General features: G+C 67.6%; 14 protein-coding genes. 11 read left to right on the top strand and 3 right to left on the bottom strand.

Going from position 1 to position 13,778, the window contains the following annotated elements; genetic code table 11:
* Positions 1–56 precede the first annotated feature (56 nt).
* The 7 genes from V6K52_RS16845 (at position 57) to V6K52_RS16815 (ending at position 5,764) form a co-directional block, all read left to right on the top strand.
* Positions 57–1,145 carry an S-(hydroxymethyl)mycothiol dehydrogenase gene (locus V6K52_RS16845; protein WP_353951273.1) on the top strand — a complete coding sequence of 363 codons (1,089 nt, stop codon included), beginning with the start codon at positions 57–59 and terminating at the stop codon, positions 1,143–1,145.
* A complete protein-coding gene (locus V6K52_RS16840) occupies positions 1,142–1,816 on the top strand; it encodes an MBL fold metallo-hydrolase (RefSeq protein WP_353951272.1) in 675 nt (224 codons plus the stop codon). The genes V6K52_RS16845 and V6K52_RS16840 overlap by 4 nt, the downstream gene beginning before the upstream one ends.
* Before the next feature lie 59 nt (positions 1,817–1,875).
* Positions 1,876–3,309, top strand: coding sequence for a cysteine--tRNA ligase (cysS, locus tag V6K52_RS16835; RefSeq protein WP_353951271.1), 1,434 nt, complete (start codon positions 1,876–1,878; stop codon positions 3,307–3,309).
* A gap of 2 nt (positions 3,310–3,311) precedes the next feature.
* A complete protein-coding gene (rlmB, locus tag V6K52_RS16830) occupies positions 3,312–4,262 on the top strand; it encodes a 23S rRNA (guanosine(2251)-2'-O)-methyltransferase RlmB (protein WP_353951270.1) in 951 nt (316 codons plus the stop codon).
* Between the two features lie 148 nt (positions 4,263–4,410).
* Positions 4,411–4,824: a CD225/dispanin family protein gene (locus V6K52_RS16825; RefSeq protein WP_353951269.1), complete on the top strand. Its 414-nt coding sequence runs from the start codon at positions 4,411–4,413 to the stop codon at positions 4,822–4,824.
* Positions 4,821–5,276, top strand: a complete 456-nt coding sequence (locus V6K52_RS16820) for a DUF2752 domain-containing protein (protein WP_353951268.1) — start codon at positions 4,821–4,823, stop codon at positions 5,274–5,276. The genes V6K52_RS16825 and V6K52_RS16820 overlap by 4 nt, the downstream gene beginning before the upstream one ends.
* A gap of 89 nt (positions 5,277–5,365) precedes the next feature.
* Complete coding sequence (locus V6K52_RS16815) at positions 5,366–5,764, top strand: DUF2510 domain-containing protein (RefSeq protein WP_353951267.1); 399 nt, start codon at positions 5,366–5,368, stop codon at positions 5,762–5,764.
* 78 nt (positions 5,765–5,842) lie between these two features.
* Here V6K52_RS16815 and V6K52_RS16810 read toward each other — a convergent pair whose 3' ends face one another.
* From V6K52_RS16810 to ugpC, 3 genes are all read right to left on the bottom strand, one after another.
* A complete protein-coding gene (locus tag V6K52_RS16810; RefSeq protein ID WP_353951266.1) occupies positions 5,843–6,529 on the bottom strand; it encodes an RDD family protein in 687 nt (228 codons plus the stop codon).
* Between the two features lie 45 nt (positions 6,530–6,574).
* Positions 6,575–7,825 carry a DUF4032 domain-containing protein gene (locus V6K52_RS16805; RefSeq protein ID WP_353951265.1) on the bottom strand — a complete coding sequence of 417 codons (1,251 nt, stop codon included), beginning with the start codon at positions 7,823–7,825 and terminating at the stop codon, positions 6,575–6,577.
* A gap of 128 nt (positions 7,826–7,953) precedes the next feature.
* Positions 7,954–9,060 (bottom strand): sn-glycerol-3-phosphate ABC transporter ATP-binding protein UgpC, encoded by a 1,107-nt coding sequence (gene ugpC, locus V6K52_RS16800; protein WP_353951264.1) that lies wholly within the window; start codon positions 9,058–9,060, stop codon positions 7,954–7,956.
* 191 nt (positions 9,061–9,251) lie between these two features.
* On the opposite strand from ugpC, the gene V6K52_RS16795 reads away from it, so the two are divergent.
* The 4 genes from V6K52_RS16795 (at position 9,252) to V6K52_RS16780 (ending at position 13,664) form a co-directional block, all read left to right on the top strand.
* Positions 9,252–9,680, top strand: a complete 429-nt coding sequence (locus tag V6K52_RS16795) for a CBS domain-containing protein (protein ID WP_353951263.1) — start codon at positions 9,252–9,254, stop codon at positions 9,678–9,680.
* Between the two features lie 10 nt (positions 9,681–9,690).
* Entirely contained in the window at positions 9,691–10,344 is a 654-nt protein-coding gene (locus V6K52_RS16790; protein ID WP_353951262.1) for a hypothetical protein, read from the top strand.
* Positions 10,345–10,461: 117 nt separating this feature from the next.
* A complete protein-coding gene (locus tag V6K52_RS16785; RefSeq protein ID WP_353951261.1) occupies positions 10,462–12,213 on the top strand; it encodes a protein kinase in 1,752 nt (583 codons plus the stop codon).
* A 59-nt stretch (positions 12,214–12,272) separates the two neighbouring features.
* Positions 12,273–13,664 carry a threonine/serine exporter family protein gene (locus V6K52_RS16780; protein ID WP_353951260.1) on the top strand — a complete coding sequence of 464 codons (1,392 nt, stop codon included), beginning with the start codon at positions 12,273–12,275 and terminating at the stop codon, positions 13,662–13,664.
* Positions 13,665–13,778: the final 114 nt, after the last annotated feature.

Below are 13,778 nucleotides of genomic sequence, written 5' to 3'. Positions count from 1 at the left end.
AGCGGTTGCGCATCGCGGATGACGGCATACAGTCAGGGGAGACAACGGAGGGGAACATGCCGCAAACCGTCAAGGGTGCCATTGCCAGGACCAAGGGCGCTGACGTGGAAATCGTCGAAATCGTCGTGCCCGATCCCGGGCCGGGTGAGGCCGTAGTCCAGGTGCAGTCGTGCGGTGTGTGCCACACCGACCTGCACTATCGCGAGGGCGGGATCAACGACGAGTTCCCGTTCCTGCTCGGCCACGAAGCCGCGGGGGTTGTCGAGGCCGTCGGCGAGGGCGTCACCGAGGTGGCCCCGGGTGACTTCGTCATCCTCAACTGGCGGGCCGTATGCGGTCAGTGCCGCGCCTGTCAGAAGGGCAAGCCCTGGTACTGCTTCAACACCCACAACGCCAAGCAGAAGATGACGTTGGCCGATGGGACCGAACTCAGCCCGGCGCTGGGGATTGGCGCGTTCATCGAGAAGACCCTCGTCGCCGCCGGCCAGTGCACCAAGGTCGATGCTAGCGCCGACGCAGCTGCCGTCGGGCTCCTCGGCTGCGGCGTCATGGCCGGCTTCGGAGCTGCGGTCAACACTGGCGGTGTGGGCCGCGGAGACTCGGTTGCCGTCATCGGCTGCGGAGGTGTGGGCAACGCCGCCATCGCCGGGGCCTCTGTCGCAGGCGCGACCACGGTCATCGCCGTTGACATCGACGACCGCAAGCTCGAGGGTGCCAAGGCGTTCGGCGCCACGCACACGGTCAATGGCAAGGACGAGGACGTCGTCGAACGCATCCGCGAGCTCACCGGCGGCTTCGGCGCTGACGTCGTCATCGAGGCTGTGGGTCGCCCCGAGACCTATGAACAGGCCTTCTATGCACGTGACCTCGCCGGCACGGTCGTGCTCGTTGGGGTGCCCACGCCCGACAAGGAGGTGACCCTGCCGATGATCGAGATCTTCGGACGCGGTGGGGCGCTCAAGTCCAGCTGGTACGGCGACTGCCTGCCCAGCCGCGACTTCCCGATGCTCGTCGACCTCTATCGCCAGGGCCGCTTCGACCTCAACGGCTTCGTCTCCGAACGCATCGGCCTCGGCGACGTCGAGTCGGCCTTCGACAAGATGGAACGCGGAGAAGTCCTGCGCTCGGTGGTGGTCCTCTCATGACCACCCCGGATAGCCCGACCCTGCTCGATGTCGCCCCGTCCCACGGAGGCGTACGCGTCGACCGCGCCGTCACCTCAGGCACGTTCGAGCTCGACGGTGGCTCATGGGAGGTCGACAACAACGTCTGGGTCATCGGCGACGAGCGCGAGTGCATCGTCATCGACGCCGCTCACGACGCCGATGCCATCCTCTCCGTCATTGCGGGCCGCAAGGTTCGCGCCATCCTGCTCACCCACGCCCACAACGATCACGTCAATGTCGCTGACGAGCTGAAGGCGGCGACGGGGGCTCCGGTGCACCTGCACCCCGAAGGGCGTGTGGTCTGGGCCCTGACGCAGGATGGCGCACCCGACGCCATCCTGACCGATGGTCAGGAGTTCCACATCGGTGACGTTGCGCTGCGCGTTCTGCACACCCCCGGGCACGCGCCGGGTGCCTGCTCCTTCCACTCCTCTGCCATGCATGTCGTCTTCACCGGAGACACCCTCTTCCAGGGTGGGCCGGGTGCGACGGGACGGTCATTCAGCAGCTTCGAGCAGATCATCGAGTCCATCCGGGCCCGACTCCTCACCCTGCCGTCGGGCACTGTCGTGCTCACGGGCCATGGCGACGCAACGACGATCGGCGCCGAGGCGCCCCATCTCGACGAGTGGATCGCCCGCGGTCACTGACCGACGAGGCGTATGCCGCGTGGCGGGGAGCCGGGCCGGGCGCCGGTACCCTTGTGCGGGTGACTCTCAGATTGTTCGACTCCCAGTCGCGCGCGCCACGCGACTTCGTCCCGCTGCAGCCTGGCCGGGTCGGGATCTACATCTGTGGACTCACCACGCAGGGCCCTCCGCACATCGGCCACGTCCGCTTCGCCGTCGCCTTTGACGTGCTCCGTCGCTGGCTCGTGCGCGGTCACGGGCTCGACGTGTCGCTGGTCCGCAACGTCACCGACCTCGACGACAAGATCCTGCGCAAGTCCGCCGAGTCCGGTGAGGACTGGTTCGCCCTGTCCTATCGCAATGAGGTCGCCACGGCCGCGGCGCTGAGCCTTCTGGGCGTCCTGCCGCCGACCTATGAGCCCCGGGCGATGGGCCACATCACCGAGATGGTCGAGCTGATCGAGCTGCTCATTGCCAACGGCCATGCGTATGCCGCGGAAGACGGCTCGGGTGACGTCTACTTCGACGTCCGTTCGTGGCCGGCATACGGAGAAGTGACGAACCAGAAGATCGACGACATGGCCGCCGCGGAGGACGCTGACCCGCGCGGCAAGCGCGACCCTCGCGACTTTGCTCTCTGGAAGGGCAGCAAGGACGGCGAACCGGGGACCGCGAGTTGGCCGACACCGTGGGGGCGAGGGCGACCCGGCTGGCACCTCGAGTGCTCGGCGATGGCTCGCAAGTACCTCGGCGATGCCTTCGACATCCATGGTGGGGGCGTCGACCTGCGCTTCCCGCATCACGAGAACGAGCAGGCGCAGTCGCGCGCGGCCGGTCTGCCCTTCACCTCGATGTGGATGCACAACGCGTGGGTGACGATCAGCGGCGAGAAGATGAGCAAGTCGCTCGGCAACAGCCTGCTGATCCACGAGGTCACCAAGAAGGCGCGTCCGCTCGCAGTCCGCTACTACCTGACGGCAGCGCACTACCGGTCGATGATCGAGTTCCATGAGGGCTCGCTCGCCGAGGCCGAGGCTGCGGTCGACCGCATCGAAGGGTTCCTTCGGCGCGCGCTCGGATCTGACGGCGCCGTGGCGCCGACCGGTGACGAGAAGCTGCCTGCGGAGTTCGTCGAGGCCATGGATGACGACCTCGGGGTGTCCGGTGCACTGGCCGCGGTCCACGACACCGTGACGCAGGGCAACACTGCCCTCGACGAAGGTGACAACGAGTTGGCGCGCGAGCGGGCCGGGCTCGTCGTCGCCATGACCGACATCCTCGGGGTGAACCCGCTCGACCCGGCGTGGTCGGGAGCGGACAGTTCGACCAGTGACGCACTCGCCGCTCTCGACACGCTCGTGAGTGAGCGATTGTCGGCACGCACGGCAGCGCGCTCAGCACGCGACTATGCAACATCCGACGCGATCCGCGACCAGCTCATCGCTGCCGGCATCACGATCGAGGACACTCCGACCGGCGCCCGCTGGTCGTTGACCCGTGGACGAGGAGAGTAGCCGTGGCAGGCAACAGCCAGCGACGAGGAGCCGTCCGCAAGGGCGGAAAGAAGGCACCCACTGTCGGTTCCGGCGGTCAGCGGCGTCGGGGACTCGAGCCCAAGGGAGCGACTCCGCGCGCGGAGGACCGGACCTATCACAAGGCACACGCGGCCGCGAAGTCCGGCGAGCGGCGCTCCGGCGGTCGCCCGACCGGAGGCCGCAAGGCCAAGGCGTCGAGCGAGATCGTGGCCGGGCGCAATTCGGTGCTCGAAGCCCTGCGCAACGACGTCCCGGTCACGACGATGTATGTCGCCGGGCGCATCGACAGCGACGACCGCGTGCGCGAGGCGCTCAAGATCGCTACCGAGCGCAGCCTGCCGATCCTTGAGACGCCGCGTGGCGAGCTCGACCGGATCACCGACGGCGCTGTCCACCAGGGATTGGCGCTGCAGGTGCCTCCCTACGAGTACGCCCACCCCAATGACCTCATCGACCCCGAGGCGCCGGGCATCCCGCTCATCGTCGCGCTCGACGGCATCACGGACCCGCGCAACCTGGGCGCGATCGTCCGTTCCGTCGCGGCGTTCGGTGGCCATGGTGTCGTCGTGCCCGCCCGGCGTTCTGTCGGCATGACGGCATCGGCGTGGAAGACGTCGGCCGGTGCCGCCGCGCGCATACCGATCGCGCAATGCACCAACCTCACCCGGACCCTCGGGGACTACCGCAAGGCCGGATTCTTCGTCATCGGCCTCGACATGGAGGGTGACGTCGAGCTGCCCGACCTGGAACTGGCCAACGAGCCGATCGTCATCGTCGTGGGTTCCGAGGGCAAGGGTCTGTCGCGGCTCGTGCGCGAGACCTGCGACCAGATCGTCTCGGTGCCGATGTCGTCGGCCGTCGAGTCGCTCAACGCCGGTATCGCCACCGGAGTGACCCTCTATGAGGTTTCGCGTCGTCGGCGTCGTCGCTGATCAGAGGGCATCGCGACCTTTCATCGATCTCGCGGTTCTCCGTGCGTCCGCGCTCCGCAACGAGGTGGCGTGTGCCACGATTGCGGGCAAGTCGGGAACCCGGCCAGGGGGCTCAACCCTGATGACGTCACAGTGAGAGGGACACAAAATGACTGACTACGGAAACACGCCGCCCCCGCCCCCGGGTGATGGTGGCTCGACACCGCCTCCGCCGCCCAGCGGTGGCGGCAACGACGGTGGCGCCTACGGTGCACCGCCGCCCCCCGCTGGTGGTGGCTACGGCGGCGCTCCCGCCGGTCCACCGCCGTCCAACTTCCTGATTCCCGCGATTCTGTCTACGATCTTCTGCTGCCTTCCGGTCGGAATCGCAGCCATCGTCTTCGCGGCTCAGGTCAACGGCAAGTGGAGTTCGGGCGACCAGGCTGGTGCCATCGAGTCCGCGGCCAAGGCCAAGAAGTTCACGATCATCAGTGTCGTCGCTGGCGTCGTCGTCCTCGTCCTCTACGGCATTGCTGCTGCGGCCGGAGTGATGAGCATGGACTCCTCCTCCACGGGTACGTGATCGCGACGTCCTTGACGCAGTCCACGACGCCCCCGCTCACCGACCCGTCGGTCGGGCGGGGGCGTCGCCTGCTGTGGCCAATGATCTCGGCAGGCGCCGCGACCGGCTTCGTCCTCGTCGCGCACCTTGTCGACCCCAACGAGTCCGGCAACTACCCGACCTGCCCGTGGCTCGCACTCACCGGCACGTTCTGCCCTGGCTGCGGGACCTTGCGCGCCACCCACGCCCTGAGTGAGGGCAACGTGACCGAGGCGCTCCAACGCAACCCGCTCACCGTCGTGGCGTTCGTCGTGATGATCCTCGGGTTCGCCCGCTGGACGCGACGCCAGTGGCGTGGTGAGCAGCGGATGACGGCCGCGCCGGCGTGGATCCTCTATGGCCTCTTCTGGGTCATCATGGCGTTCTGGATCGCCCGCAACATTCCTGGCGTCACGTGGCTCTCACCCGCCTGAGTCTTCGCTGCTCACGACCTTCGTGATTCGCCTGCGAGCCCGAATTCGCCGCCCTATGGTGAGTCTGACTTCAACAAGGGGAGACAGGGATGAGTGCAGCACCGGGTTGGTACCCCCAGGGGGACGGGAGCCAACGGTACTGGTCCGGATCCGAATGGACCGAGCACCGCGCACCGGCTACGTCGGCCGCCGTCGTGCCTGCCGCCATGGCTCCGACCGGACCGTACGCTGGCGGGGTCACACAGTTCGTCGCTCCGAAGAACCCGGCGCTTTCGCTTCTCGGGTCGTTCTTCATCCCGGGGCTCGGGCAGTTGATGAATGGGGACACGGGCAAGGGCATCGGTATGTTCGTCGGTTATGTCTTCAGCTTCCTGCTCATGTTCGTGCTCGTCGGCTTCCTGACGGCGCCGGCAATCTGGATCTGGGGAATGATCGACGCCTACCAGAGCGCGCAGCGCTGGAACCTTCAGAGAGGCATCGTCAGCTGAGCCACCTGTCGCCTCGACACCCAAAAACGCCGCCCGCGGGATATCCGCGGGCGGCGTTTCGTGTCGGGTGCGACGAAGTCAGGACTTGGGGACCTCGATGACAGTCGAACTGACGATCTTGTCATGCAGGGTCTGCTTGTTGTCGTCCCACAGCATCCAGAGGTTGCTGAGGAAGAAGATCTGGTTGATGAACTGCGAGAGGATCTCGCGCCCGAAGGCCATTCCTGCACCGATCGGCTGACCGGTCTGGTGGTGAATGAGCTTGAGGCCCATGGCCTTCTTGCCGACGCTCTGGCCGGTGCGGCCCATCTTGAAAATGCGGTTCCAGATCAGGATGCCCCACATCAGCAGCACGCCGAGCAGGGCGAGGATGCCGCCTATCGCAGCCAATCCAGCATCGCCCGTTCCGCTGACGGAGTTGCCGAACTCGTCGACGTCGGGACCCGCGACGACGAGCAGCACCAGACCGATGATGAGCGGTATCAGCCCGATGAAGGAGAGGAGCATGTCGATGACGAACGCGCCGACGCGGCTGCCGAAGCCGGCAACCGGCCCGAACTGCTGCTCCACATAAGCCCTCGTGCCGGGGTAGGCAGGTGCGCCACCGCCATAGGGGTTCACCGTGGGAGCCGCCTGGTAAGGCGGGGGCGCCCCACCGGCATACGGGTTGTCACGCGGCGCTTCCTGCGGCGCGTTCTGTGGGCTTTGCTGGGGCGGAGCTGACGGCGGCGGAGGCGGCTGGTGCGGGTCGAACGGTTCAGACATGCGGTATTTCTCCCCTGCGGAATGTGTGGGTCGGACCTCCCGATCCTAGGGGCGTGGCCCATCCACGATGACGGGCATTTCGACAGTGTCGACTCCGACGACGGAAACTTCGTCGGGTTTGGTCGGCAGGATCGACGCAACGTAGTCCTCGATGGCCCGCTCGATCGCGACGTCGTTCTGCTCGCGCTCAGCCATGTACCAGCGGTGCTCGAGAACCTCATGGAAGAGCTCGGCAGGCTCGAGTTTGCCCGCGAGCTCGCGCGGCACGCGACGGGTGATGGGTTCGTAGATCCGGGTGAGCCAGTCGTGGGCGACCAACTCCTCGTCGTCGTTCTGCCGTTCATTGCCGGCGCGATAGCTGTCGAGGTCGTTGAGCAGGCGCCTGGCCTGGCCCTCGCCCACGTCGAGACCGGTGAGGCGCAACAGGCGTCGCGAGTGGTGGCCTGCGTCGACGACCTTGGGCTGGATGCTGATGCTGGTGCCGTCGATGTCGGTCGTGATCGCCAACTCGTCGACGTCGAACCCGAGCGAATTGAGCCGACGAATGCGTTCCTCGACGCGCCAGCGCTCGCCCGTGTCGAACTCCTCCGTCTCGGTGAGCTCGACCCACAGCTCTTCGTAGCGCGTCACGATCCGGTTGGAGATGGCGACCGGATCGACGCTCTCCTCGAGCAGCTCGCCGGCCTGGAGGTCCATGAGCTCACCCGCGATGTTGACGCGCGCGATGTCGAGGTCGTGGGCGCGTTGGCCGTCGCTCAGCCTGGGGAAGAGCTCCCCGGTCTCGGCGTCGACGAGGTAGGCCGCGAAGCTTCCGGCGTCGCGGCGAAAGAGCGTGTTCGACAGCGACACATCCCCCCACCAGAAACCCATGAGGTGCAGCCGCACGAGCAGCACGGCCAGGGCGTCGATGAGGCGGGTCTCGGTGCCCGGCCGCAGACCCTGCGAGAACAGGGCGCGATAGGGCAGGGAGAACTTGAGGTGTCGGGTCAGCAGGCATGCGTCGAGCGGGTTGCCATCGGCATCGACCCGACCGCTCACGATCCCAAACGGTTCGACACTGGGCTGGTCGAGCCGCTTGAGGTTGCGCAGCATCTCGTACTCGCGCCGCGCCAGGTCCTCCTTGATCTCCTTGACGGCCAGCACCCGGCCGGAGAGTCGGACGAAGCGGACGACGTGACGGGAGATGCCTCGGGGGAGAGCGGCCAGGTGGTGCTCCGGCCAGTCCTCGAGCGGGGTCGACCAGGGCAGGTCGAGCAGGGCTGGATCAGGTCGGGCGGTGGTGATCTGCAGGGCCATCGGCTACCTCCGACGAGAAGAACGGGAGAATCCGGAACGCTCGAACATGAGAAGGAAACGCTTCAGGGGTGCCAAGCACGCGGCATACACCGCTCTTGGCACCCCCGAAGTCGAGAGAGTGAAAGTCCTCAGTGGCTCAGACGCGCACCAGATTCTGCGTTGAAGATGTGCATGTGGCTCGCGTTGGGCTGGACCCAGATCTTGTCGCCCTTGTGAGGGACACGACGACCGTCAACGCGTGCGATGAATGGCTTCGGCAGCGAGTCCTCGCCGCCCTCGAGGCGGATGGCCTCGTCGGTCGGCGTGCCATAGACGTAGGCGTCGGCGCCGAGCTCCTCGACGACGTCGATGGTGATCTCGAGACCCTGACCTTCGGTCGTGACCTCGACGTCCTCGGGGCGCACACCGACGATGGCGTTGGAGCTGACGCCCTTGAGGGAGTCGCGCGGGACCTCAAGGGTGTGCGAGCCGAACTTCACGCCTCCGTCGGTGACGGGGACGCTGATGAGGTTCATCGCGGGTGAGCCGATGAAGCCGGCGACAAAGACGTTGGCGGGGGTGTCATACATCTCGCGCGGCGTCGCGACCTGCTGGAGGATGCCGTCCTTGAGCACCGCGATGCGGTCACCCATGGTCATGGCCTCGACCTGGTCGTGCGTCACGTAGACGGTCGTAACACCCAATCGCCGCTGGAGGGAAGCGATCTGGGTGCGGGTCTGGACACGGAGCTTGGCGTCCAGGTTGGACAGCGGCTCGTCCATGAGGAACACCTGGGGTGAGCGGACGATGGCGCGGCCCATGGCGACACGCTGTCGCTGACCACCCGAGAGCGCCTTGGGCTTGCGCTCGAGGTAGGGCTCGAGGTCGAGGATCTTGGCTGCCTCTTCGACGCGCTTGCGGATCTCGGCCTTGTCGACGCCGGCGATCTTGAGCGCGAAGCCCATGTTGTCGGCCACCGACATGTGCGGGTAGAGCGCGTAGTTCTGGAAGACCATGGCGACGTCCCGGTCCTTGGGGGACAAGTTGGTGACGTCGCGGTCACCGATCCAGATCTTGCCGCCGTTGACCTCTTCGAGGCCGGCCAGCATGCGGAGTGCGGTCGACTTGCCGCTGCCCGAGGGACCGACGAGGACGAGGAACTCGCCGTCCTGCACATCGATGTTCAGTCGGTCGACCGAAGGGCTGTCGTTCCCGGGATAGATCCGGGTGGACTCGTCGAACTTGACAGTTGCCATGGCTGCATTGCCTTCCTTCACCGGCAGGAACGTGCCGGACGATCCGTTGTAAAGGGTTGATCCGCTGACGTCAGTGTCAACAGTGTTGTCAGCATGCCGTATGCCGTCCGCTTCTGTCACGTGTTGTCTCACGGTGGGTGCGCAGGCGCCGAAGTCTGGCGCGGGCTGGCGTGGACCACTACCGTCGGCACATGAGGATCTCCGATGTCGTGAAGCGCAAGGGAGACACCGTCATCACGGTGCGCTCCGACGCCAGTGTCACTGACCTCCTCGACCTGCTTGCCGAGCATCGCATCGGCGCCGTTGTCGTGAGCGATGACGGTCAGAGCGTCGACGGCATCGTCAGTGAGCGCGATGTCGTGCGCCACCTCCAGAAGGTCGGTGCTGACGTGCTGCAGCAGACGGTGTCGTCGATCATGACGAGTGACGTGCAGACGTGTGGCCCCGAGGAGGAGCTCGGCGCGCTCGAGCACACCATGACCGAGCACCGCATCCGCCACGTCCCGGTGGTCATCGACGGGCACCTGGCCGCGATCGTCAGCATCGGAGACGTCGTCAAGCACCGCATCACCGATCTGCAGGCCGAGCGCGACCAGTTGAGCGCCTACATCCAGCAGTAGTCCGCGCCCCGTGCCTCGACGCAACCGGGTCGACCCATGGGGAGATCTGGTGGCGCACCCTGCTCGCGGGTTGTTCACCGGCAACCGCGGTTGCGTGGTCGATGACCACGAGAACGTTGTCCGCCACCACAAGAGCAACCTGTTGTGGATCACCTGCCAGTTGGAGTTCAAGGGCTGGCGGGTGGGCTTGGCCCGCCCCAACCGCTGGACGCCCCTGTTCTTCCTCGACGACGCGGTGGCGCTGGCTGCCGGGCACCGTCCCTGCGGTGAATGCAGACGAGATGCGTATGCCGCGTACCGGGACGGTGTGTCCGCTGCGGCAGGTGCCCAAAAGCCTTTCACCGCACCAGAACTCAATCGGCGCCTGGCCGACGAGCGGCTGCGCCCCGGTCGCGGGCTCGACCGGGCAGCGGATCGCAAGCTGTGGCGCGCACGGATCGGCACCCTCCCGGCTGGCTCTGTCGTCCTGGGCGCGGGAGCTGCTGAGGCCGGTCGGCGGCCGAGCCTGTGGACGGGAGAGTCGTTGCGACCGTTTGACTTCCACGGCTGGGGTGCGCCCGTGTCGGTCGAGGACGGTCCGGTGGAGGTGCTCACCCCACCGATGTCGGTGGCAGCGTTGGACCACGGCTTCGTGCCGGTCCTGCACCCCACCGCCACTGCCTGATTCCTGACCGAGTCGGTGGGGTGGCGAGTCACATCAGCCACACCAGCCACATCCGTATCGGCCAGCATCGGCGATTCGGTCAGGTTTCATCCAGCCTCACGGCATACCGTGTCTGTCATGACTGCCGAAATCCTTGACGACTCGGGTGGGAGGGACGAACTCCCCGAGCATGCGCTGCTCGGCTCCTACCGTCTCGTCCAGCGACTCGGCGAGGGCGGCATGGGCGTGGTCCACCTCGGACTCGACCGCCAGGGCAAGGCTGTTGCCATCAAGGTGCTGCGACCGCACGTCGCCCACGACCCCGCGGCGCGGGCGCGCCTGACGCGTGAGGTCCAGACCCTGCGTCGGATCCGTAGCCCCCGCGTCGCTCCGGTCATCGACGCGGATGTCGACGGGGAGCGCCCGTTCATCGTGACGCGCTATGTCCCCGGCCCGCCGCTCGACGAGGTCATCAGCGCGCAGGGTCCCCTGGGTGCCGATGACCTGCACCGGCTCGGCAGCGGGCTCGCCGAAGCGCTCGACGTCATCCATGCCAGTGATGTCATCCATCGTGACCTCAAGCCGGGCAATGTCCTCATCGTCGACGGCGACCCGGTCGTCATCGACTTCGGCATCGCCCACGTCGCCGACGACATCCGCCTCACCATGACCGGACTCGTCATGGGCACGCCCGGCTACCTCGCACCCGAGGTCGTCGAAGGCGCACCCGTGTCGACCGCGACCGACTGGTGGGGCTGGGCCGCAACGCTTGCGTATGCCGCGTCGGGCCGCCCGCCCTTCGGGCGCGGACCGATGGACGCCGTCCTCACCCGGGTCACCACGGGCGAGCCGGACCTGGTGGGCGTGGACAAGCGCATCGCACCGCTTCTGTATGCCGCCCTCGCTCCCGTTCCGGGGGACCGTCCGCACCAGCGCGAGGTCGTGGCCGCACTCGAACGCTATGCCCACGGCGGGCTGGTCACGGACATCATCAAAGTGCGCCACCCGACGCCGCCCACGCAGTCTCTTGCGATGCCCCTGACCGCAGCACTTCCGTTGGCCCGCACCCAGATCCAGCCAACGCGCCCCCCTGTGGCGCGGATGGTGGCTCCCGCCGTCGCACCGGTGTTGGCGCCCCGCCCGTCGCCCGCCGACGCGCTGCTCGGTCCACAGACCGGGGCACCCGGGGTTGCGCCGGAACGACAACTGGAGCACCCGGCATACCCGCCGCAGGAATCGGGTCAGAACGACTGGGACGCCGCGAGGGACGGCCAGCCGCAGACCGACCCGCGCATCGGTCGTGCCAGCCGCAGCGGGACCGTGGCGGCGCTGCTCGCGGTCCTCGTTGCCGCAGCGGCTGTCGCCCCCGTCGTTGCTGCGATCGGCCTCCTGCTATGGGTGGTTCTCGCTCGCACGGCTGACCGGTCGGTGACGTCGCTCATCATGCGGCGGCACGACAGGGGGCGGCGGCGCAGTGACATCCCGGTCGCGGTCGCGGCCAGCCCGTGGCACTTCCTGATCGGGGTTGTCAGCTCACTCTTCGGTGCGATCATGCCGGCGCTCATCGCCGTGTCGGGCGTGTTCTGTGCGGCACTTGCCGTTGTCGCCATCCAGGGCAGCGGGTCGCCCGAGCCGGACGCGTTCGTGCCACTCGCCGTGGGTGGCCTCCTCGCGGGACTCATGGCGTGGTGGGGGCCGGGTGGCGCGAGCCTGCGCCGTGGCACCCGCAGCATGGTTCGTGGCGTGAGCCCCGGGTCGAGCGCCGCCCGCGTCCTCGTGCTCCTTCTGCTCGTCGCGGCGGCAGCCGTCCTGGCTGCGGGCATCGTCGACGGCCAACCGTCATGGTGGCCCGCCGGGACGTCGTGGGCCGACCAGCTCAACCTGCCGTGAGCGACGCGGACCGCCGCCGCCGGGCCTGGCGCCTTCAAGGTGGCCCTCCGACTGAGCCCATGCCGCTGGTCGACCTGCTTCGACGCACTCCCTATCGCAATGCCCGGGTCGCGATCGAGGAAGCGGAGGAGGCTCGGGTCCGCGAGACCCTCGACCTCGCGGTGCGACTCGGCGAGCTCATGCTGCGCTCCGGTGCCGGCGCTCCCCAGGTCGAAGGGTCGGTGGCGGCCGTCTGTGCCGCCGCCGGGCTCACCAACGTCGAGATCGACATCACCCTGCAGTCCCTGCTCGTCCATGCGCACGTCGATGCGGTGCACGCGGTGACCGAGTTGCGCGTGGTCCGGTCGACGCGCCACGACTACGCGCGGCTCGTGGCCGTCCACGAGCTGGTGGACGCCTTCGTCAGTGGCCACATCGAGCTCACGGAGGCCGTTGAGCAGCTCCGCGACATCAAGCGGGCTCGGCGCATCTGGCCTGACTGGGCGGTCACGACGGCGACCGCCATGCTCGCCGCCGCCGTCGCGGTGATGATCGGCGCGACGCTCTTCACGGCTGCCGTGACCCTGCTCGCCGTTCTCGGCGTATCGGCCGTGTCGGGGCTCATGCGGCCCTTCCATCTGCCCGACTTCTATTCGAATGCGATCAGCGCCTTCGTTGCGACGGCGCTCGCCTGGGCGGCCTATGCCCTCGGAGCCCAAGGGTGGATTCCGTTGGGGGGCAAGGACTTTGCCTTCATCGTGGCTGGCGGGATCGTCGCGCTCCTGCCGGGGCGGACCATGGCGTCTGCGGTCGAGGACGTCATCTCGGGGTATGCCGTGACCGGCGCGGGTCGGTTGCTCGCCGTCATGGTGTCGCTCACCGGGATCGTCATCGGTGTCGCGGTGGCCCTGGGGACGACGATCCGACTCACTGAGGCCCTGTCGTTCACCTTCGTGTCGCCCTCCGTGCTCGAGTTGCGTACCAGTGAGGCGGAGTGGTGGGCGTTGGTCATCGGCGCCTTCATTGTGGGCGCCTGCGGGTCGGTGACGATGCAGACCCGGCGGCGGCTGGTGCTGCCCACCGCGGCGCTGTCCGTGGCCGCCGGCAGTGTCTATGCCGTGCTGACGCGCCTCATCGACGTCGGCGCGGTGACCGCCACCGGACTTGCGGCGGTCGCCCTCGGACTGGTGGGGAGGCTCGTGGCGCTGCGACTCGGAGCTCCCGCCATGGCGGTGGTCGTGCCGGCGAGCTTCGGTTTGCTGCCAGGTCTGACGATCTTCCGTGGCCTCTATGAGCTCGTGGGTCAGGAGTCGACCAACATCGGCTCGCTGTCGTTCCAGGCCGGTGTCGCGACCCTGCTCGGGGCGGCGGGTGTGTTGCTCGCCATCGCGACCGGCACGACGCTCGGCGAGATCATTGCCTCGCCGTGGGATCGCCGGGTGGCCAGGGTGAGGCGGCGCGTGCGCGTGTGATCCTCACGCGGTTCCCCGGGTGCCAGTGAGGTTTCATGAATGTGTGAATATCCGTGATCTTCTTGTGACCTTTGCCGCCCGCCGCTACCGTCGAGGCTTGGCCTGCTTCCCCTG

It is taken from the genome of Knoellia sp. S7-12, from assembly GCF_040518285.1.
GTDB lineage: Bacteria > Actinomycetota > Actinomycetes > Actinomycetales > Dermatophilaceae > Knoellia.
The sequence above is the reverse complement of the archived record's forward strand: the minus strand, read 5'-3'. Positions and strand labels throughout refer to the sequence as shown.